The organism is Niallia tiangongensis (assembly GCF_044704065.1).
In the GTDB taxonomy this organism is placed as follows: domain Bacteria; phylum Bacillota; class Bacilli; order Bacillales; family Cytobacillaceae; genus Niallia; species Niallia tiangongensis.
The window spans coordinates 3,327,957-3,348,307 of the sequence record NZ_CP162613.1 but is presented as its reverse complement, the minus strand read 5'-3'; the positions used below and the strand labels follow the sequence as shown (position 1 = coordinate 3,348,307).

Sequence of the window (20,351 nt, the reverse complement as noted above, 5' to 3'; positions counted from 1 at the left end):
GAAATAATGGAACACGGCGAAACTAATACAATTACAGTTGTAGACGAGCAAGGAAATGAACAATTATGTGAAATTCTGTTTACATTTGAATCTGATGAATTTGGAAAATCATATGTATTATATTATCCAATGGGAGAAGGAGATGAAGATGAAGAAATCGATATCCACGCATCTTCTTTCATTCCAAATGAAGAAACAGGAGACGGTGAGCTTTCTCCAATTGAAACAGAAGAAGAATGGGATCTTGTTGAAGAAATGTTAAATACATTCCTTGCAGAACAAGAAGAAGAATAATTAATGTTTAAAAAAGAGTCCTTTAGGGCTCTTTTTTTTTTTGATTGTATTTGTAAAGATTGTTGCTTTCATTATTAGGTAAAACAAGAGTGAATGGAGCGATCCAGAAAGTACAAAAACGGCATAAAAAACAACAAATTATACGAAAATACCCTATGTAAATGTTACTATCCATCTTTCTCTGCGTCCCATCTATATGTAAATTTCGATAAAAGCTACAACTTCCTTTGCAAAATATAGTATAATAGGTCGAGAAATGTAAAAAATGTTTGATTGGTGTGTGTCAAGGAGGGAAAAGGTTGACTAAAAATAAAGACGAAATGAATGCTTCAAAGAGTAAGAAAGAGTTATTTTTAGCTAATTTAAATCAGAGACAACAAGAAGCGAAATTAGTAAGAAGAATAGTGGCAATCGTTGCCCTTATATTAATTATAATTGTAGCCGTTGTAGGGACATCTGGTTATTTCTATATAAAATCAGCACTTCAACCAGTTAGCTCTGAAAGTGATCAAGAAATTATTATTGATATTCCAATTGGTTCTGGTGTAAGCACTATTTCTCAATTGCTTGAAGATAATGGACTCGTAAAAAATGCAAAGGTGTTTAAATATTATGTGAAATTTAAAAATGAGTCGAATTTTATGGCAGGGGAGTATCATATGAATCCTTCCATGTCGATTCAGGAAATCATTGAAAGCTTAAAAACAGGCAAGATTATGCAGGAGCCAGTTTTTACTATGACGATACCTGAAGGCAAACAGCTCAAGGAAATAGCTGCTATTATTGCAGAAAAAACAAATCAAAAAGAAGATGAAATTTGGAAGCAATTAAATGACGAGACGTTTATTAAGGGGTTAATGGCAAAGTATCCTGATATTCTGACAACAGAAATCTGGGCAAAAAATATTAAGTATCCACTTGAAGGATATTTATTCCCTGCCACGTATTCTTATTATGAAGAAAAACCAACACTAGAAGCAATCGTCTCTGTTATGCTTGATAAAACAGAAAGTGTTGTAAACGCATATGAAACGGAAATCGCAAGAGATAATTTAACCGTTCATCAATTTTTGACAATGTCCTCTTTAATTGAAGAAGAGGCGACAAAAAATGTGGATCGAAAAAAAATTGCAAGTGTCTTCTATAACCGGATTGAACAAGGCATGCCTTTGCAAACAGACCCTACTGTCCTCTATGCATTAGGTGAACATAAGGATAGAGTGCTTTATGAAGACCTAGAGGTAAATTCCCCATATAATACCTATCAAAATGTAGGATTACCTCCAGGCCCAATTGCGAATGCTGGAACAATTTCCATGGAAGCTGCGTTGCATCCAGAAGAAACAGATTATTTATATTTTCTAGCTTCGAAGGATGGGAAAGTATATTTCTCTAAATCGCTAAATGAGCATAATGATTTGAAAGCTAAGTATATTACGGAGAATAATTAAAAAAGAGACTGCAGGCAAAAGAAGTGCTGCAGTCTTCTTGTCTAGTTTGAACTATCTTGATTTCCATCCTAGCCCGTTCGAAAAATCGTCAAATATTATATGTTATTTACCATTGATAACCGAAGATTTATTAGCATTCAACAATATTTTATGATAAAATGGTACAAGTGTTTTTGAGTATATATTAATCAATTACCCGAATTTCATACACTTTTAATGAGTTGTTAGGTTCTTAATCAGAAGCTAACTATTTTTAGGTAGAGGACAAAAAAAGGATAGGGCTTTAAGGAAAATAGGAGGGACTCATCCTTGCAAAATAAACAAATCCTGGATTATATTGAACAATTAATTCCAGAAAGAAATGAGCAGTTGAGAGAAATAGAAGAGTATGCTCGACAAAATGAAGTGCCGATCATGGAATTAGTAGGGATAGAAGCATTATTACAATTATTGCGTATTCAGCAGCCTAAAAAAATATTGGAGGTTGGTACGGCTATTGGCTATTCCGCATTAAGAATGGCAGAGGTACTCCCGTTTTCTCAAATAATAACAATTGAAAGAGATGAACAACGGTATTTAGTTGCGAAAGAAAATGTAAACAAGCTTAAAAAGGAGTCACAGGTGATCTTATTGCAAGGTGATGCCCTTGAACTTGATTCCGCTGTAAAACATCATGGGCCGTTTGATGCCATTTTCATTGATGCGGCAAAAGGTCAGTATCAAAAGTTTTTCAATCTATATAGCCAGTTTTTATCAGCTGACGGAATCGTATATACAGATAATATACTATTTCACGGTTTAGTTGCATCAAGTGAGATAGAGAGCAGAAACCTTCGCCAATTAGTACGTAAAATAAGAAATTACAATCAATGGCTTATGGAAAATCAGGAATATTACACAGCAATTTTGCCTGTGGGAGACGGTATTGCAATTAGTAAAAAGAGGGGATTATAATGAAAAAACCGGAATTACTAGTAACGCCAACCAGCATAAATGATATTGAGCCACTTATTGATAATGGAGCAGATGCCTTTGTGATTGGTGAGCAAAAATTTGGTTTGAGATTGGCTGGTGAATTTAATCGTGAGGCAGTAAAAAAAACGATTGAAATAGCTCATCAAAGAGGAAAAAAGGTTTATATAGCTGTAAATGCTATTTTTCATAATAATAAAATAGAGGATGTCACAGAATATCTTCGTTTTTTAAATGATGTGAAAGCAGACGCCGTTATCTATGGAGATCCAGCTGTTTTAATGATTGCTAGAGAGGTAGCTCCAAGCTTGAAATTACATTGGAGTACAGAAACGACAGGAACGAATTGGTATACATGTAATTACTGGGGTCGAAAAGGAGCTAAAAGAGCAGTTCTGGCGAGAGAAATTAGCATGGATGCTATTATTGAAACAAAAGAGAATGCAGAAGTAGAAATAGAAATTCAGGTTCATGGAATGGCAACAATGTTCCAATCAAAACGTACCTTGCTAGAACACTATTTCCAATATCAAGGGAAAGAAGTAGAATTGGAAGCTAGCAAAAAGGATAAGAGTTTCTTTCTGCATGATAAAGAAAGAGCAAATAAATATCCTATTTTTCAGGACGAAAATGGAACGCATATTATGAGTCCAAACGATATTTGTATCATTGACGAGCTTCAAGACCTTATAGATGCTGGTATTGATTCTTTTAAAATCGATGGTCTTCTAAAAGATTCAGCATATATTATTGCGGTTACTGGCTTTTATCATAAAGCGATATCAATGTACTTAAATAATCCAGAGCTATATGACGAAGAAAAAGACAATTTACTTGCTGAAATGGAAAAAATTCAACCACCTAATAGACCATTAGATACAGGATTTTTCTTTAAAGAAACGGTTTACTAAAAAATGGAGGAGAAGGGAAATGACAATAGTTAAAGATCCTATTTCTGAAATAAGAGATGGAAAAAGAGTAATTGTAAAGAAACCGGAACTATTAGCACCAGCTGGTAATTTAGAAAAACTAAAAATTGCTGTTGCTTACGGGGCAGATGCTGTATTTATTGGTGGGCAAGAGTATGGACTTCGTTCAAATGCAGGAAATTTCACTTTTGAAGAAATGAAAGAAGGAGTGGAGTTTGCTAAAAAATTCCAGGCGAAAATATATGTAACAACAAATATTTTTGCACATAACGAAAATATCGATGGTTTGGAAGATTACTTATTAGGGTTACAGACAGCAGGTGTTCACGGAATAATTGTTGCGGATCCTCTAATCATTGAAACTTGTCGACGAGTAGCGCCAGAAATTGAGGTACATTTAAGTACACAGCAATCTCTTTCTAACTGGAAGGCCGTTCAGTATTGGAAGGAAGAAGGATTAGAACGTGTTGTGCTTGCTCGCGAAACGAGTGCTGACGAAATAAAAGAAATGAAAGAAAAAGTAGATATTGAAATCGAGACTTTCATCCATGGTGCAATGTGCATTGCTTATTCAGGTCGATGTACATTAAGTAATCATATGACTGCCAGAGATTCGAACCGTGGTGGATGCTGTCAATCCTGTCGTTGGGACTATGATCTGTACAAGCAAGAGGGAGACGAAGAGCAGGCTTTATTTACTGATGGGGATGCACCTTTTGCAATGAGCCCGAAAGACTTAAAATTAATTGAATCGATTCCACATATGATTGAACTAGGCATTGACAGTTTAAAAATTGAAGGTAGAATGAAATCTATTCATTATATTGCAACTGTTGTTAGTGTTTATCGAAAAGTTATTGATGCTTATTGTGCTGACCCAGACAATTTTGTCATTCAAGAGGAGTGGCTAAAAGAACTGGATAAATGTGCAAATCGAGACACAGCTCCTGCTTTCTTTGAAGGACAGCCAGGGTATAAAGAGCAAATGTTTGGAAATCATAGCAAAAAGACCACATTTGACTTTGCTGGTTTAGTGCTGGATTATAATGAAGAGACTAACATGGTAACATTACAACAAAGAAACTTCTTTAAACAGGGGCAGGAAGTCGAATTTTTCGGTCCAGAAATCGATAATTTTACAATGATTGTTGAAAAAATTTGGGATGCAGACGGTAACGAAATCGCTGCTGCGAGACATCCATTACAGATTGTTAAATTTAAGGTGGATCACCCTGTTTATCCAAATAATATGATGCGAAAGGAGCTTTAATTATCATGCAGCCGAAACCAGTAGTTATAGGTGTCGCAGGTGGCTCCGGTTCTGGAAAAACAAGTGTGACCAAAGCTATATTTGAACATTTTAAAGGACATTCGATATTAATGATCGAGCAAGATTATTACTATAAAGACCAATCTCATTTACCTTTTGAGGAGAGATTGAAAACAAATTATGATCATCCCCTCGCATTTGATACGGAGTTATTAATAAACCATATTCAAAAATTATTAAATTATGAGTCGGTTGAAAAGCCTGTATATAATTATGCCATGCATACCCGTTCAGATGAAACGATACTTGTTGAGCCAAAGGATGTAATTATTGTTGAAGGTATTTTAATATTAGAGGATGAGGGTCTCAGAGATTTAATGGATATGAAGCTGTTTGTGGATACAGACGCTGATTTGCGCATTATTAGAAGATTAATGAGAGATATCAAGGAAAGAGGAAGATCCATTGACTCCGTGATTGAACAATATGTTAATGTAGTTCGACCAATGCATAATCAATTTATAGAACCAACGAAGAGATATGCAGATATTATCATTCCTGAAGGTGGCCATAATCATGTAGCAATTGATTTGATGGTTACAAAAATTCAAACAATTCTCGAACAAAAATCGCTTTTATGAAACATTAGATAGTATTCATTAAAAAGTTCTAAGGCAAATGAGGCTGGGACAAAACTAAATAGCCAATTTGTAAAGACGAACAATCTCTAATTAATCTCTTTTAAAATGGCTACTTTTTCATACTATTTTTTTATGATTTTAAGTATGGTCGAGTGTAAAAACCAATTCGTTCCATTGCGCTACGGACACTCAATGCGCCGGGGAGGAAGCTATGCGGGGTCTAAAGCGTCTCTACTTCCCGCAGGAGTTAAGTTCTTCCGCTCCATTCCACTTAGTTTTTATAGATTTTTTATTTGGAAGAACTGAGCAGCCTGAATAACGTCGACTCCTGTGAGATTAACGAGGCGGACATTGAAAAAGTATAGTTATCCAAATTAAATGAGGATTTGGGTCTTTAAAAGCAAATATAAGTTGGTTTGGAGAGGCGGCCGCTCGACTCCTATGGGAGCTGCGAGAAAGTCCGAGATCCTGCAGGAACGTGAGCTGTGAAGCGGCTCGGCGCTCGCCCCACGGAAAGCGAAGTGTATTCGGGCTGCTGGTATTAACAACAGACTTTACTGAAATCTTTTTTTAAAACTTAAAACAAGAAAAATTACACATTAGTTTTGTATAACTGTTCGTGTTTATCGCTAGCGGAAATACTAATGTTCCAGGCTCATTTTCCATATTGATTATGTAAGAACCAATGGGTTAAGATAACAGGAAGAAGAGGAATAGAGTTTTAGAAACGCAATGGAGTGAACAAGGTGAACTTCATTAAAGGTAATCAATTTTTAACAAAAAACCACTAATCAGTGAAAAAATGTTAAAGCAGAACGGATAATCTGATAGAAAATGCTTTCTTTTTTCTTCAATCCGTATTAAACTCATTCTATTAGAAAAAAAGCGCGTCTATCCAAAGTTGTCGTGCTATTATCTTTAATACATAATTTATTAGGGGTTTTTTAGAATAGCAATTATGTTATTTTTTCTACTAATCCCATACTTGAAGGAGTGAAGATTTTGGCAATCGAAAAAGAATTTCCAATGACATTAGCAGGTAAAGAAAAATTAGAACAGGAATTAGAGCAATTAAAAACGGTAAAACGTAAAGAAGTAGTGGAACGTATTAAAATTGCACGTAGTTTTGGGGATTTATCCGAAAACTCAGAGTATGATTCAGCGAAAGAAGAGCAAGCGTTTGTAGAAGGCCGTATTACGACAATTGAAAATATGATTCGTAATGCAAAAATAATCTCTGAGGATGAACTTGATCGAGACACTGTTTCTCTTGGCAGCTCGGTTACTTTTATCGAGCTTCCAGACGGAGAGGAAGAAACGTATACAATCGTTGGTAGCGCGGAGGCTGATCCGTTTGAAGGGAAAATTTCTAACGATTCTCCAATTGCAAAAAGCTTATTCGGCAAAAAAGTTGGAGACAAGGTAGTTGTACAAACTCCAGGTGGAGAAATGAATGTGCAAATCGTTACAATTAAATAAGTATGATTTAAATGAGTTGGTAACGAAATAAAAAGTTATCATGGATTTGTTTATAAAGGAGACACCTCGTCAACACTCTTGATGAGGTGTTTTTTATGTGGAGAAGAAGAATTGTTGGCATTGGCATTGTTTTTTTATTCGCTCTTTGTGTTTTGCTTGGTCGGTTAATACAAGTTCAGTTAGTAGAGACAAACCATTTTACTAAGCATAATATTAATTTGGTAGAGGCAAGTGTAAAACAAAGATCCCAGGAAATGGAATTAGATAATGGTCGGGGAACCTTTCTTGATAAAAATGGGAATGCTCTAACACATCAGACAAAAGCAGTTTTGATATTATTTCCATTTTTAAATAAAATGGATTGGGATAGCAAAAAAGTAGCGGATATTATTGGGACAAGTGAATACAATGTAAAGAAAAGTATTTTAGATGCCAAAGATCCAGTAGTCTTTGGCGGTAAGGAACCTATAGAATTAACGAGCAGCCAAATGTCTGCTATCAATGAGCTGAAAATACCAGGTGTATTTGCTGCTGAGAAAAAATTTCATATCAATAACAATATTGCAGAACAATTGCTTGGCATTACTGGACAAAACGAAGAAGAAATACAAAAGCGTTATCCAGATAGAAAGTTATCGAGTAATACATTAATTGGCTTAACAGGTTTGGAAAGAAGCTTTGATGAATTTCTGTTGCCGGATGGGGAATCAAAGCTTGTTTACCATGTTGATGCAAAAGGGGGACCGCTATTTGGCTTAAATGTTAAATACGTAGAACCAGCAAATCCTTTTTACCCTGTTAATGTTCGAACCACGATAGATACCGAACTACAGGAGATGGCTGAAAGATTAGTGGATGAACAAGGCATAAAGAAGGGTGGACTTGTTCTGTTGGATCTAGAGGATAATTCTGTTGCGGCAATGGTTTCAAGACCAACGATAAATAAAGCAAATCCATATCAGACAGACGGAGTAAATAACTATATGTTAAAGCAGCAAATTGTTGGATCTGTTTTTAAAACCGTCATCGCAGCTGCCGCAATTGATAACAAATTGGATGACCCTAATAGGCAATTTAATTGTGGTAAAAAGATTAACGGTGACCCAGACCCAAATTATCAGCATGGGATGCTAAACTTTACAGAAAGTTTTGCTGTTAGCTGTAACAATACATTTGGAACATTAGCAAAAGAAATAAAAGACATAGATGTGAACTTAATCGAAGAATATGCCGGGAAATTATCTTTAACTAGCTTAGTTGGCTGGAAAGGCAGTGTTTTTCATTCAGCAGATTTTCAGCAGTTTAGTGGAGAAGAAAAGGGTAGAGTGTTTCTTAATGAGGAAGCAAAAAAGGATAAAAACTATGTTGCTTTAACTGGAATAGGCCAACATGAAGTTCGGGTTACACCACTAGCTGTTGCCAATATGATGGCTACCATTGCTAGAGGAGGGACGAAGGAAAGTGTACAAATCGTATCAGATATTCAATACAAAAATGGAACGACCTTTTACTCTTTTGATAAACAAGAGCTAGACGGGGAAAAATTATCTCCTTATACTGCATCAAGACTGCAAAAGCTATTAAGAGAAGTTGTAACGAACGACAAAGGGACAGGGAGATGGTTTCAAGATCTTCCTTACACGGTTGCAGGCAAATCAGGAACGGCGGAAACAGGTGTATTTCAAGGTGGTAAGCAGCTTCATAATAAATGGTTTGCAGGCTACTTTCCATTTGATAAACCTAAGTATGCTTTAGTAACGGTAAATTTAGATGTCTTTTCAGATGAAGGTGGAGTAAACCAACTTTTTGCAGATGTAGTTAAGGGAGTATATGAAAAGCAGCAAGCTCCGAATCAATAAAGGCAAACACATTGGGTTCGTACTTTTCTAAAAGTGCACTATCATGTTAAAATATGAACAGTGAAAAAAGAATCGAATGGGAAGCTATTGCTTATATATAAAGAATGGAAGTCATTAGGAGGAGAAACACCTTGAGCAAAGAAATAAATAATGAAAATAGTACAAGATATCAACAGAGATCCAAGAGAAAGAAAACGAATCTTATATTAAATGGGTTAATTATTGTCGTGATTTTATTAATCGGATTCGTATCTTATTCTATTTTTCATACGAACGATGAAAAAAATGTAGATAAAAAATCAGCTAGCGGTACGAAAGCAGGTCAAGAAGCAACAAATGACGAAACAGCTAGTCCAACAACTGAATCTGACGAATTAACGGATGAGGAAGATTCTCCAGCAGATGGAGAGGAATCAGAAAATGGAGAAATTGTAACAGAAGGCGGAAGTGATTCCAATGTAGTGAAGACCATTGAGAATTCTTCCTGGCAGCCAGTAGGAACAACACAAACTGGTGAGCATGTTGCATCTTATTCAGAAGGTGTGGATTGGAATGAGCAAGTAAAAGCCCTATCCTATGGGACTGGATTAGATAGTAGTAATATGACGGTGTGGTTCCTCGGTAATAACAACAAAGATCCACATAAATCAATAGGAACCGTTTCTTCGAAAGACCAATCTGAAAAATATAGAGTGTATATTGAATGGGTTGATGGAAGCGGTTGGAAACCGACTAAGGTAGAAGAAATAAAAGATTTAAATATTCGCTAAGGCTTGAACTGGAGGAAAGACTCTCCAGTTCTTTTTCATTTGTCTTAAAAATTCTTTTTCATTTTAAAGTGAACAACCGCTGTATAATATGGTCGACCATTATCCAGTAAAGTAACTTGATGAGAAACAGAGTGGACAGCGAGTAGAATGGATTTATTTACTTCAATTTGTTCATTTATTTTTTTCTCAATTGTTTTCAAGCTCTCTCCTTCAAAAAATTCCACTTTATCTTCGAGCATTTCTAATTGAATATTCATGTATAACTTCCTTTCCTAATACCAGTAAAAATATCATAACATAAGCAAACGATGGAAGAATAATAAAATAATTAAAACGCAGAGTCAATTATTGAAAAAGAGGGAATAAACTTACTATTTTAAGATTCTTGATAACAGGAAGAAAGATATGATAAATTAAGAACAAGTAATATTTAAAACCATAGTATACTTATAGGAATTATGCATTATAACAACAGGGGTGTGAAGCTATGGGAAAAGAGTTCCTAGAAATCTTTGAACAATGGGCTGAATCTTATGATGATAGCCTCACTAATGATAAAGAATATGAAGAAGTTTTTCGTCATTATGACAATATATTAAGTAATGTTGCCAAGCGTTCCACTGGCCATGTTGTTGAATTTGGACCTGGAACTGGGAATCTAACACTTCAATTGATTGAAAAAGGATTAAAGGTTACGGCGATTGAACCATCACCTGCTATGAGAAAAATAGCAAAGGATAAAATTGGTGCAAAAGCACAGTTAATAGAAGGTGATTTTCTCGAATTTAAGCTAGATTTTATACCAAATACATTTGTAAGTACCTATGCATTTCATCATTTAACCGATCAAGAAAAAGAGGAAGCGATTAAACAGTATAGTAATTTCTTGCCTATAGGTGGTAAAATAGTGTTTGCTGATACAATGTATGTCACAAAGGAAGCATACTACGAAGCAATTAAGGTCGCGACCGAAAAGGGGCAGCATCATTTAGCAGAAGACTTACAAAGAGAATACTATACAACAATCCCCATTCTAACGGAAATCTTAGAGAAAAATGGCTTTTCTGCTCGTTTCGAGAAGATGAATGATTTTGTTTGGATTATGGAAGGGGAAAAAATAGACGAAAGAGGTAAATGAATTGAAAATCGCAATTATCGGTGCAATGGAAGAAGAAGTAACCTTATTACGTGAAAGAATAACAAACAAGAAAGAACACACAATCGTTGGATTTCAATTTATTGAAGGGCAATTATACGGCAAAGAAGTTATTCTACTTCGCTCGGGTATAGGAAAAGTAAATGCAGCAATGAGCACAACAATCCTCCTTCAGACATTTAAACCAGATTATCTTATTAATACTGGATCAGCAGGGGGACTAAATCCTGAATTAGAAGTAGGAGATGTTGTTATTTCTAACGACGTGCGCCATCATGATGTTGATGCCACAATTTTTGGTTATGAATATGGGCAAGTTCCACAAATGCCTGCAAGTTTTAAGGCAAATGAAAGGTTAATTGATATAGCTGAACAGAGTGCCAAGGAAATTGGAAATCATGCTGTAGTAACAGGGTTGATTACAACAGGTGATTCGTTTATTAATCAACCTGAAAAAGCAGCATTTATTAAATCAAAATTTGATCAACTACAAGCAGTTGAAATGGAAGCAGCGGCTATTGCCCAAGTAGCATATCAATATAACATTCCATTTGTTATTATTCGTTCCTTATCTGATATTGCTGGGAAGGAATCCCATTTATCCTTTGACCAGTATTTGGAAAAAGCAGCTGTACATTCAGCAAATCTAGTTATGGGAATCGTTAACAGAATCTAAAAAAATGGAGGAGGGTCAAAAACCCTTCACCTTTCTTTTTCTATAAAGACGAGTAATCCAATAAGAATAATAAGAGGTAAATAATTTATGGATACCACGAAATTTTCAACAAAAAGGGTAAGAATAAAATAGGGGGTGTAGAGTTTGAATGTTTATCAAAATGTACATCAATTAATTGGCCATACACCTATTGTGGAACTGACAAATTTTCCATTACCTAAAAGTGTTCGGTTATTTGCAAAGTTAGAATATTATAATCCTGGTGGAAGTATTAAAGATCGATTAGGCTATGAATTAATTCAAGAAGCATTACAGAGTGGAAAGCTTACTAAAGGTGGAACGATTATTGAACCTACTGCCGGGAATACAGGCATTGGACTGGCGCTAGCAGCCTTAAATACAGATATAAATGTAATGGTTTGTGTACCAGAAAAATTCAGTATGGAAAAACAAGCAATTATGAAGGCATTGGGAGCAGAAATTATTCATACACCAACATCATTAGGAATGAAAGGTGCAATAGAGAAAGCGAAGGAACTTCATCAAGAAATTCCTAATTCTTATATTCCTGGACAATTCGAAAATGATGCAAATCCAAATACGTATTATAAAACGCTTGGACCAGAAATTTGGGAGCAATTAAATCATCAAGTCGATATATTTGTCGCCGGTGCCGGAACGGGTGGTACCTTTATGGGAACTGCTCGATATTTAAAAAACCAAAATTCAGCAGTTAAATCAGTAATAGTAGAACCAGAAGGCTCTATTTTAAATGGTGGAGAAAGTGGACCGCATAAAACAGAAGGAATTGGACTGGAGTTCTTACCAGCTTTTATGGATACAGAATTTTTCGACCAAATTTATACAGTTTCTGATTCAGATGCCTTTGATTATGTAAAGCTTGCTGCCAAAAAGGAAGGTTTGCTTGTCGGTAGTTCTTCAGGTGCAGCTCTCTATGCAGCTGTTCAAGAAGCAAAGAAAGCAAAAAGCGGTACAAACATAGTTGTGATTTTTCCAGATTCTAGTGATCGCTATATAAGCAAAAAAATATTTGAGGGAGGAATTTAAATGAAAAGAAAAACAAAATTAATACATGGTGGAGTTCCAAGTGATCCGCATACTGGAGCAGTGAATGTTCCTATCTATCAAGTGAGTACTTATAAACAGGACGGAATTGGAAATCATAAAGGCTTTGAATATTCCAGAACGGGTAATCCTACTCGTCATGCATTAGAAGAACTCATTAAGGATTTAGAAGAAGGAAACAGAGGTTTTGCTTTTAGTTCCGGTATGGCAGCTATTACAGCGGTCATGATGCTATTTAAAAAGGGAGACCACATATTATTAACAGATGATGTTTATGGTGGAACTTTCCGAGTAATGACAAAGGTGCTAAATAAGTTTGGAATCGAGTCAACCTTTGTCGATACCAGTGATATTAGTAATATAAAAGAGGCAATAAAAGAAAATACAGTAGCTTTATATATCGAAACCCCAACGAATCCGTTATTAAAAATAACAGACATTGAGGCAGCTTCGCATGTTGCGAAAGAAAATGGCTTATTAACGATTGTAGATAATACATTCTCTACGCCATATTGGCAAACACCATTAACACTAGGGGCGGATATTGTGCTTCATAGCGCAACGAAGTATCTAGGTGGACATAGTGATGTGGTATCTGGATTGGTAGTTGTTAAAGATGAAAAATTGGGAGAAGATCTTCATTTTGTTCAAAATTCAACAGGCGGAGTATTAGGGCCAAATGATTCTTGGTTACTAATCAGAGGGATGAAAACACTAGGAATACGTATGGAGGAGCATGAAAGCAATACAAAACAAATTGTTTCTTTTCTAGAAGAACATCCTGCCATTTCAAAAGTATATTATCCAGGATTAAGCACACATCCAAATCATGAAATAAGCAAGAAGCAAGCACTTGGTTTTGGAGGCATGGTAAGCTTTGATGTTGGCAGCGCGGAAAACGCTGATAAGCTTTTAGAGAAAGTTAAGTTTTTCACCCTTGCAGAAAGCTTAGGGGCTGTAGAAAGTTTAATTTCTGTTCCGGCGAGAATGACGCATGCTTCAATCCCAGCAGAAAGAAGAGCAGAGCTTGGGATAACAGATGGTCTTGTAAGAATTTCTGTTGGACTAGAGGATGTAGAAGATTTAATCGAGGATTTAAAGCAAGCACTACAATAATTTAAAATAGAAAGAGGCTGGGACATAAGTATTTCAACTAACAACAAACACGAACTATAATGTAGTTAGATTATATTATAGTTCGTGTTTGTTTTTTTAGAAAAAGGTTTAAAAACGAAGTGAAATGGAGCGGAGGACGCTCAGCTTCCTCTCCGGCGTATCGTGCGTCTGTAGCGCAATGGAACGACTTAGTTTTTACACTTGACTAATATTTAAAAACATAGTTACCATTATGAGAAAGTAGCTTTATTTAATAGCTTAATTAGAGATTGTTCGTCTTTAAAGATTAGTTATTTAGTTTTGTCCCAGCCTCCTTTTTATTTTGACTACTTGCCTGTTTGAAAAGATTAAACAGAATAGGAGAAATCACTAAATAACTGTGGGTAGACGTCTAAATTTTAAAAAAAGGTTTACAAAGCTGGCATTGGAGGATATAATTACCAATGTGAGATAAAACATTCTAAGGAGGTTGAATAAAATGGGAAGATTTTTACTAGAATTAAACAGTGTACTAGTAATTGAATATGCAATATACACGAATTCAACCACTTCGGAATGGGAAATGTTATCTTAGTTTATTCTAACTAGAAAAATATCCAACCGCAGGGTAGTCGTGTCCTGCGGTTTTATTATGTCTATTTTTAAACCGCAGATAGGTCTATTTGCGGTTTTTTTGTGTGCTCACGAGAAAAAAATGCCATTTATGGTAATGATTGATTAAAGAGAGGTGTAAAGGAAATGACATTAAATCTAATCCTTCTAATGGTTACGATTAAGAAAAAGCAGTATACAGATGCTGATTGGATGCAAGAAATGGAAATGAAAAAGAGAATCGAGGAAAATCGTAGAAAACTCGACGAGGTAGGCTATTTAAGAAATGGGTTATAAAAAGTGCTCTCTTAGGAGGTGAAGAAATGACCTTAAATATATTCTTTATAACAATAACGATTCACTTTAAAAAGATGACAAACGAAGAACATGCTCATTTACAGGAAATTGAGCAAATGTATGAAGAAACAAAAACAAAACAGATTCGTTCTGGGTACTTTTCCCATAACAATTACTAAAAATGTATAAGGAGTAAAATGATATGACGTTAAATATGCTATTTTTTACAATTACTGTTCATCAAAAACAGATGACAGAAGAAGAAATACGACATCAACAAATTATTGAGGAAATAATGGAAGATAATAGAAGAAAGCAATTGTCAGCAGTACGCTTTTTATAAAAATTAAGATAAGAACGAGAGGTGGAAGAAAAATGTTTTTAATTATTCTGCAGTGTCGACAATCAATCTTATGGGCAGATAAAGATACTGACTAACGAGGGGAACTTTTAGAAAAACTGAGTAGGCAAACTTGCAACAATTTCTGTTAAAACAACAAACAATCAGTGAATAAGGAAATCCACTGATTGTTTGTATATTCTTATTTTTTTATATAGCGATATTCCAATAACTGATTTAAATCGTTCATTTGCTCTAGTAACTTTACTCCAACATTGGTTTCTAATACCTTTTTCCGTTGAAGCTCCCTATCAACAACTCTTTTTACAGATAATACATCTGTACCATTTTCTAGTACATCCTCTTTGGAAGTAAACCGTTTATGTGCAACTAATTGCATTCCGTAAGAATTGTATAATAAGGTATACCCTGCAATTCCTGTTTTTGATTGATATGCTTTGGAGAACCCACCATCAATAACAATCATTTTCCCATTTGCCTTAATTGGATTTTCTCCATTTATTTCAGCAACAGGAGTATGTCCGTTAATGATATGTCCCTGGTCAGGATTTAATCCGAACTCCTGTAATATATTGCGGCATATCTCTTCTTGTTCTCGCAAAAAATAATAGGCATTCTTTTTTTCTTTATGGGTTTCTTTCTCATTTATAAAGTATCGCTCAAATGTAGTCATATCTTTTTTGCCAAATAAAGAGGAATTTTCTCCAGTCCATAAATACCAAACTAAATCTGTAGCAAAGTCATCGGTTATTTCCGGATGATTAAAGCTATAGCGTAAATAGGATTCAAATAAATCAAACAATCCCTTTCCTCTATAATCTTTCCCATCTATACGCATTGTTTTCATTGATCCATCCTCATTTAAAGGAATACAGCCATGGATTAATAAATTACTATTGTACTTTAAATAAAGACATCCTTTATTCATTAAAAAGTGTATATGTCTGGCGAGCTTTTCTGAATGCTGAATTGAAAAAAGCAGTTTATTCATGACTTGTTCTTCTTCTTTTAAAAGGATAGAAGGGTCTTCTGGATTGATTGTATTAAAACAAGTATTTTCTAATGGAAAAATTTTGCCGTTTAATTTAATCGTGTTCGTGTCATAATCAATTTTTTCTAGTAGAAGGCGATGGTGCATTTGGAAATCAGGGCGTCTTTTAATAATGGGCATTTCCAGTTTAAATTGAATGATAGAAATAGCTTGATGAATTTTTGTGATTTGTAATATATTTTCTTCTGTATTCTCTTCTTTTTTTGCATTCATCTTTGGACGGAAAGCTTTATTATCTTTATAATATTTATTTGCTAAATTTAAGAGAGGGCGCAAATTGATTCCGTATGCATCTTCGATAATATCTAAATTATCATATCTAGCACAAATTCGAATAATATTAGCAAGACAGACTTTTGATCCAGCATATGCACCAATCCATAAAACATCATGATTTCCCCATTGTATATCTACTGAGTGGTAGTCCATTAATGTATCCATTATTTTGTCAGGATAGGGACCCCGATCATATATATCGCCAACTACATGCAAATGATCGACAACGAGACTTTGTATGGTATAAGCTAGTCCAATAATTAGTTTATTTGCTTGCCCTAATGAAATGATTCTGTTAATGATGCTTGAATAATAATCCGTTTTATTATTTAATTCATTTTTTTCATACAATAATTCTTCAATAATATAAACAAATTGTTGTGGTAATGCTTTTCGAACTTTTGAATTTGTATATTTGGAAGATGCATATGATACTAATCGAATCATTCTTTCGATTGTATCTGCGTACCAGGCATTCAGATCATATGTATGTATAAACGAATTAACTACTCTTTTTAGTTTATCTTCTGGATAATAAACCAATGTGGCAAATTCATCGATTTCCATTTTGGAAAGCTCTTCTTTAAATAAATCACGAATTTTTTCTTTCACATTCCCTGAACCATTTCTTAAAACATGTTGAAAAGCATGAAACTCACCATGTAGGTCACTGACAAAATGCTCGGTCCCTTTCGGAAGGTTTAGTATGGCGTCAAGGTTTATTATTTCAGTTACCACTTTCTCTTCTGAATCATACTTTTCTGTAAGTAAATCTAAATATTTAGTATCCATCTTCGCTCACCCCTATGTAATAGAAAAAGCTATCAATATATGTATTATACAAGGAATAAGTGAGAATTTAGTAATTAATTTTAAATATATGGAAAATAATTCTATTGTCCCTTTTGTTTTGGAAATAAAGATTTAGGTATTTGCCTTCTTTGATGAGATGCTCCAGATAATACCCATAATTGCTTAGAAATAAACTAAAATAAAATAGATTTTCCTAAGTTTATTGTCACTTGGACATGCAAGACCTACTCCCTATTTACATAGTAATGAAGTATAGGCAAATGTCCTTGAATGTGGAGGTGGAAAGATGTCCGGAATCTTATTGTCGCTTGGAGCTTTATTAAAAGAATTAGTATTTCTTGTTTCCTATGTAAAAAATAACGCATTTCCCCAACCATTATCAGCGAGTGATGAAAAAAAATATTTAAGGTTGATGGCTGAAGGAGATTCCCATGCAAGAAATATGTTAATAGAGCATAACTTGCGCTTAGTTGCCCATATTGTGAAAAAATTTGAAAATACAGGTGAAGATTCAGAGGATCTAATTTCGATTGGAACCATCGGTCTTATAAAAGGGATAGAAAGCTTTTCAGAGGGAAAAGGGACGAAATTGGCTACCTATGCGGCTCGATGTATAGAAAATGAAATCCTAATGCATTTAAGAGCGCTAAAAAAAACGAAAAAGGATGTATCCCTTCATGACCCCATTGGTCAGGATAAAGAAGGAAATGAAATTAGCCTAATTGATGTATTGAAATCAGAATCGGAAGATGTTGTAAATACCATTCAGTTGAATATGGAGCTTGAAAAAGTTAAAGAATATATTGATGTATTAGATGAAAGAGAAAAAGAAGTTATCATTGGAAGATTTGGTCTTGATTTAAAAAAGGAAAAAACACAACGAGAAATTGCGAAAGAACTAGGAATTTCAAGAAGCTATGTTTCTCGGATTGAAAAAAGAGCTTTGATGAAAATGTTTCATGAATTTTATCGAGCAGAAAAGGAAAAAAAACGCAAAAATGATTAGCATTTATACATAAGGATGTTATAAAAAGGTGCATTCTTATGAGGATAAAATTTTTTCATTAGCTTGAAATTGTAAAAAGAAAGTAATAGGAAAATAGAAGGCTAGAAGAAGCATCATAGTCATGGGATAAATCTATGACTAGGTGCTTTTTCTAATCCTTAATATTTCACATAGTGGATAAACTCTGTATTATCTGTAGCTACGGTTTTTACTATATCACCCTGCCGATTTTTATAAATCTCATATTCACGATAAACCTCTACAATAAAGCCATCCTCTTCTTTCGTCTCTTCTAATTTGTATTCCAGTTCGGGTGCACCGAATATTTCATCTGTATTACTTGAAACCTCTTGATCTTCATTTGTTGAACTATAAAAGAGAACCTGATTTTTATTGATGCCGGCTGTTGGGGTTTCTATGTATGCAATAAGAGCTAGAAGTACAATAACCAATATAAAAGAGATTTTTTTCACAATTAATCTCCTCCTTCCTTTTCATTGTATGCATGTCCTTTGGAAGTATGCGAATAAGAAAAGGATAGAGTTTTATAAAAATGGAAAATTTAATCATTTTTACCCTTTAAATATCATATCGTTAAAAAAGTACAGGCACCCATCATTCAAAGACTGGAGGATAAGGGTATAGCTTAAGAAAAAGACGAATATAAAAAAATTTTAAATCGCGTAAATATTTTATAATAATTGTAATATAAATGTAATATATAAACATTTAATTCTCAAAGGTTAGAGTTAACGGAAGGGGTTGAAGACCGGTGTTCATGAGACAGCTGCTATTTATCACACTATTGCTATCCATCCTTACTATTGGACCGATTCATGGCGAAAATGAGTTCATGGCAAGTGGTAATCAGCAAGATCAAACTAATACAACTATTTCTGAGGTAAAGGATATGGTTAGAAATATTCAAACCAAAGCAGACATCAACTCCATTCTAGGTACGAACTATCAAGAAATTAGAGGAGAAATGTACAATAATACTGTGTGGAGATTTGATATGTATCCTGTCTCAAACTATCGATATATGTCTGAATATGACAAGATAGATTCAGAAGGTTTACAGGAAGGATCAGTGAAATATATTATTTTTTTCAGTTTTGGCGAAGAGGAGAATATTATCAGTAAATCTATTTATTATTGTGATAGCAACGGAAATATCCGTGAAGTAAAATATATCGAGAATACTGAAAGAGAAGCTATTATTTTTTCTTGAAAGTAGAGGGATGAATGCAATTTTAGCCCTTTTAAACATACATTAAATGAAGTTACCATGATTATGTTACTAACTATCTATTTTTTTCGTTACACTTAGGCTTTCAAACAAGCGATTTTTCACCACCTTTCTATACTATTAGAAAGGTGGTGAAAACATGGTGAAAATTTTTATCGATCCAGGTCATGGTGGCTCTGATTCTGGTGCAGTAGGAAATGGATTACTAGAAAAAAATATCACATTAATGATTGCACAACAAATCAGTAATATACTCCAAAACGAATATGAAGATATTGCTATTCGAATGAGTCGTACGGGAGATGCTACAGTGAGCTTGTCAGAAAGAACAGACGCGGCTAATAACTGGAATGCTGATTTTTATCTTTCTATTCATATAAATGCTGGTGGTGGAACAGGTTTTGAAAGCTATATATATCCAGGGGTTGGGGCACCTACCTCAACTTATCAAAAAGCAATTCATGAACAAGTTGTCACTATGACAGGCTTTAATGATAGAGGAATGAAAAGTGCAAATTTCCATGTGTTAAGAGAAACCCATATGCCTGCGTTATTAACAGAAAATGGTTTTATCGATACAACGTCAGATGCTAATCGTTTAAAAGATAGCACCTTTATTGTAAAAATTGCTAGAGGCCATGTCGATGGTTTAGAAAAAGCATTTTCCTTAACAAAAAAACAAAATGACTCAACAATATACCGCGTGCAAATTGGAGCCTTTACAAAAAAAGAAAATGCGGCTAATCTGGCAGCTCAGGCAAGCGGAAAAGGATTTGACACAGCCGTTCTGTTTCGAAATAACCTCTATATTGTACAAATTGGAGCCTTTAGTAGTAGAAATAATGCCGAACAATTGGCGGCAAAGGCAGAAGATGCAGGTTTTTCTACTTATCTTTCTAATTAGTATAGGAGAATTAGTGAATATATAAAGCAATTTTTGTGATAGAGGAAAATCATTAGAAAATAGGACAATTGCCTAAAACATTGGTTACAAATAAAGAATATTTT

General features: G+C 34.5%; 22 protein-coding genes. 19 read left to right on the top strand and 3 right to left on the bottom strand.

Features of this window, described 5'->3' with window-relative positions:
• Positions 1 to 6 precede the first annotated feature (6 nt).
• The 9 genes from AB3U99_RS16180 (at position 7) to AB3U99_RS16140 (ending at position 9,665) form a co-directional block, all read left to right on the top strand.
• On the top strand, positions 7 to 294 hold the full coding sequence (locus tag AB3U99_RS16180) for a DUF1292 domain-containing protein (protein WP_400242586.1): 288 nt from the start codon (positions 7 to 9) through the stop codon (positions 292 to 294).
• A gap of 320 nt (positions 295 to 614) precedes the next feature.
• The gene (mltG, locus tag AB3U99_RS16175) at positions 615 to 1,745 is read left to right on the top strand and encodes an endolytic transglycosylase MltG (RefSeq protein ID WP_400248101.1); all 1,131 of its coding nucleotides are present in this window, start codon (positions 615 to 617) and stop codon (positions 1,743 to 1,745) included.
• Positions 1,746 to 2,054: 309 nt separating this feature from the next.
• Positions 2,055 to 2,699: an O-methyltransferase gene (locus AB3U99_RS16170; protein WP_400242585.1), complete on the top strand. Its 645-nt coding sequence runs from the start codon at positions 2,055 to 2,057 to the stop codon at positions 2,697 to 2,699.
• Positions 2,699 to 3,628 (top strand): peptidase U32 family protein, encoded by a 930-nt coding sequence (locus AB3U99_RS16165; RefSeq protein ID WP_400242584.1) that lies wholly within the window; start codon positions 2,699 to 2,701, stop codon positions 3,626 to 3,628. The genes AB3U99_RS16170 and AB3U99_RS16165 overlap by 1 nt, the downstream gene beginning before the upstream one ends.
• 19 nt (positions 3,629 to 3,647) lie before the next feature.
• Positions 3,648 to 4,916 carry a U32 family peptidase gene (locus tag AB3U99_RS16160; RefSeq protein WP_400242583.1) on the top strand — a complete coding sequence of 423 codons (1,269 nt, stop codon included), beginning with the start codon at positions 3,648 to 3,650 and terminating at the stop codon, positions 4,914 to 4,916.
• A gap of 5 nt (positions 4,917 to 4,921) precedes the next feature.
• On the top strand, positions 4,922 to 5,557 hold the full coding sequence (udk, locus tag AB3U99_RS16155; protein ID WP_400242582.1) for a uridine kinase: 636 nt from the start codon (positions 4,922 to 4,924) through the stop codon (positions 5,555 to 5,557).
• Between the two features lie 1,002 nt (positions 5,558 to 6,559).
• Positions 6,560 to 7,036, top strand: a complete 477-nt coding sequence (gene greA, locus AB3U99_RS16150; RefSeq protein WP_400242581.1) for a transcription elongation factor GreA — start codon at positions 6,560 to 6,562, stop codon at positions 7,034 to 7,036.
• A gap of 95 nt (positions 7,037 to 7,131) precedes the next feature.
• Positions 7,132 to 8,895, top strand: coding sequence for a peptidoglycan D,D-transpeptidase FtsI family protein (locus AB3U99_RS16145; protein ID WP_400242580.1), 1,764 nt, complete (start codon positions 7,132 to 7,134; stop codon positions 8,893 to 8,895).
• A 131-nt stretch (positions 8,896 to 9,026) separates the two neighbouring features.
• On the top strand, positions 9,027 to 9,665 hold the full coding sequence (locus tag AB3U99_RS16140) for a YrrS family protein (RefSeq protein ID WP_400242579.1): 639 nt from the start codon (positions 9,027 to 9,029) through the stop codon (positions 9,663 to 9,665).
• A gap of 44 nt (positions 9,666 to 9,709) precedes the next feature.
• On the opposite strand, the gene AB3U99_RS16135 is transcribed toward AB3U99_RS16140, so the two are convergent.
• Positions 9,710 to 9,922 (bottom strand): YrzA family protein, encoded by a 213-nt coding sequence (locus tag AB3U99_RS16135; protein ID WP_400242578.1) that lies wholly within the window; start codon positions 9,920 to 9,922, stop codon positions 9,710 to 9,712.
• A gap of 230 nt (positions 9,923 to 10,152) precedes the next feature.
• On the opposite strand from AB3U99_RS16135, the gene AB3U99_RS16130 reads away from it, so the two are divergent.
• The 7 genes from AB3U99_RS16130 to AB3U99_RS16100 all read left to right on the top strand — a co-directional run bounded on the left by AB3U99_RS16130 (position 10,153) and on the right by AB3U99_RS16100 (position 14,930).
• Positions 10,153 to 10,803, top strand: coding sequence for a class I SAM-dependent DNA methyltransferase (locus AB3U99_RS16130; protein ID WP_400242577.1), 651 nt, complete (start codon positions 10,153 to 10,155; stop codon positions 10,801 to 10,803).
• Position 10,804: 1 nt separating this feature from the next.
• Positions 10,805 to 11,497, top strand: a complete 693-nt coding sequence (gene mtnN / locus AB3U99_RS16125; protein ID WP_400242576.1) for a 5'-methylthioadenosine/S-adenosylhomocysteine nucleosidase — start codon at positions 10,805 to 10,807, stop codon at positions 11,495 to 11,497.
• Positions 11,498 to 11,641: 144 nt separating this feature from the next.
• Positions 11,642 to 12,565 (top strand): cysteine synthase A, encoded by a 924-nt coding sequence (gene cysK, locus AB3U99_RS16120; protein WP_400242575.1) that lies wholly within the window; start codon positions 11,642 to 11,644, stop codon positions 12,563 to 12,565.
• Entirely contained in the window at positions 12,566 to 13,699 is a 1,134-nt protein-coding gene (locus AB3U99_RS16115) for a bifunctional cystathionine gamma-lyase/homocysteine desulfhydrase (RefSeq protein ID WP_400242574.1), read from the top strand.
• A gap of 738 nt (positions 13,700 to 14,437) precedes the next feature.
• On the top strand, positions 14,438 to 14,587 hold the full coding sequence (locus AB3U99_RS16110; RefSeq protein ID WP_400242573.1) for a YrzI family small protein: 150 nt from the start codon (positions 14,438 to 14,440) through the stop codon (positions 14,585 to 14,587).
• Between the two features lie 26 nt (positions 14,588 to 14,613).
• Entirely contained in the window at positions 14,614 to 14,766 is a 153-nt protein-coding gene (locus tag AB3U99_RS16105; RefSeq protein WP_081836692.1) for a YrzI family small protein, read from the top strand.
• A gap of 23 nt (positions 14,767 to 14,789) precedes the next feature.
• The gene (locus AB3U99_RS16100; RefSeq protein ID WP_400242572.1) at positions 14,790 to 14,930 is read left to right on the top strand and encodes a YrzI family small protein; all 141 of its coding nucleotides are present in this window, start codon (positions 14,790 to 14,792) and stop codon (positions 14,928 to 14,930) included.
• 199 nt (positions 14,931 to 15,129) lie between these two features.
• Here AB3U99_RS16100 and AB3U99_RS16095 read toward each other — a convergent pair whose 3' ends face one another.
• Positions 15,130 to 17,067 carry a fructose-1,6-bisphosphatase gene (locus AB3U99_RS16095; protein WP_400242571.1) on the bottom strand — a complete coding sequence of 646 codons (1,938 nt, stop codon included), beginning with the start codon at positions 17,065 to 17,067 and terminating at the stop codon, positions 15,130 to 15,132.
• Between the two features lie 307 nt (positions 17,068 to 17,374).
• Here AB3U99_RS16095 and sigK point away from each other — a divergent pair, with 307 nt between their 5' ends.
• The gene (sigK, locus tag AB3U99_RS16090) at positions 17,375 to 18,094 is read left to right on the top strand and encodes an RNA polymerase sporulation sigma factor SigK (RefSeq protein WP_031538899.1); all 720 of its coding nucleotides are present in this window, start codon (positions 17,375 to 17,377) and stop codon (positions 18,092 to 18,094) included.
• Positions 18,095 to 18,252: 158 nt separating this feature from the next.
• On the opposite strand, the gene AB3U99_RS16085 is transcribed toward sigK, so the two are convergent.
• The gene (locus AB3U99_RS16085) at positions 18,253 to 18,567 is read right to left on the bottom strand and encodes a hypothetical protein (protein ID WP_400242570.1); all 315 of its coding nucleotides are present in this window, start codon (positions 18,565 to 18,567) and stop codon (positions 18,253 to 18,255) included.
• 299 nt (positions 18,568 to 18,866) lie between these two features.
• Between AB3U99_RS16085 and AB3U99_RS16080 the strand changes: the two genes are divergently transcribed.
• Positions 18,867 to 19,325: a hypothetical protein gene (locus tag AB3U99_RS16080; protein ID WP_400242569.1), complete on the top strand. Its 459-nt coding sequence runs from the start codon at positions 18,867 to 18,869 to the stop codon at positions 19,323 to 19,325.
• Positions 19,326 to 19,482: 157 nt separating this feature from the next.
• On the top strand, positions 19,483 to 20,247 hold the full coding sequence (locus AB3U99_RS16075) for an N-acetylmuramoyl-L-alanine amidase (protein ID WP_400242568.1): 765 nt from the start codon (positions 19,483 to 19,485) through the stop codon (positions 20,245 to 20,247).
• The last annotated feature ends 104 nt before the right edge of the window (positions 20,248 to 20,351 follow it).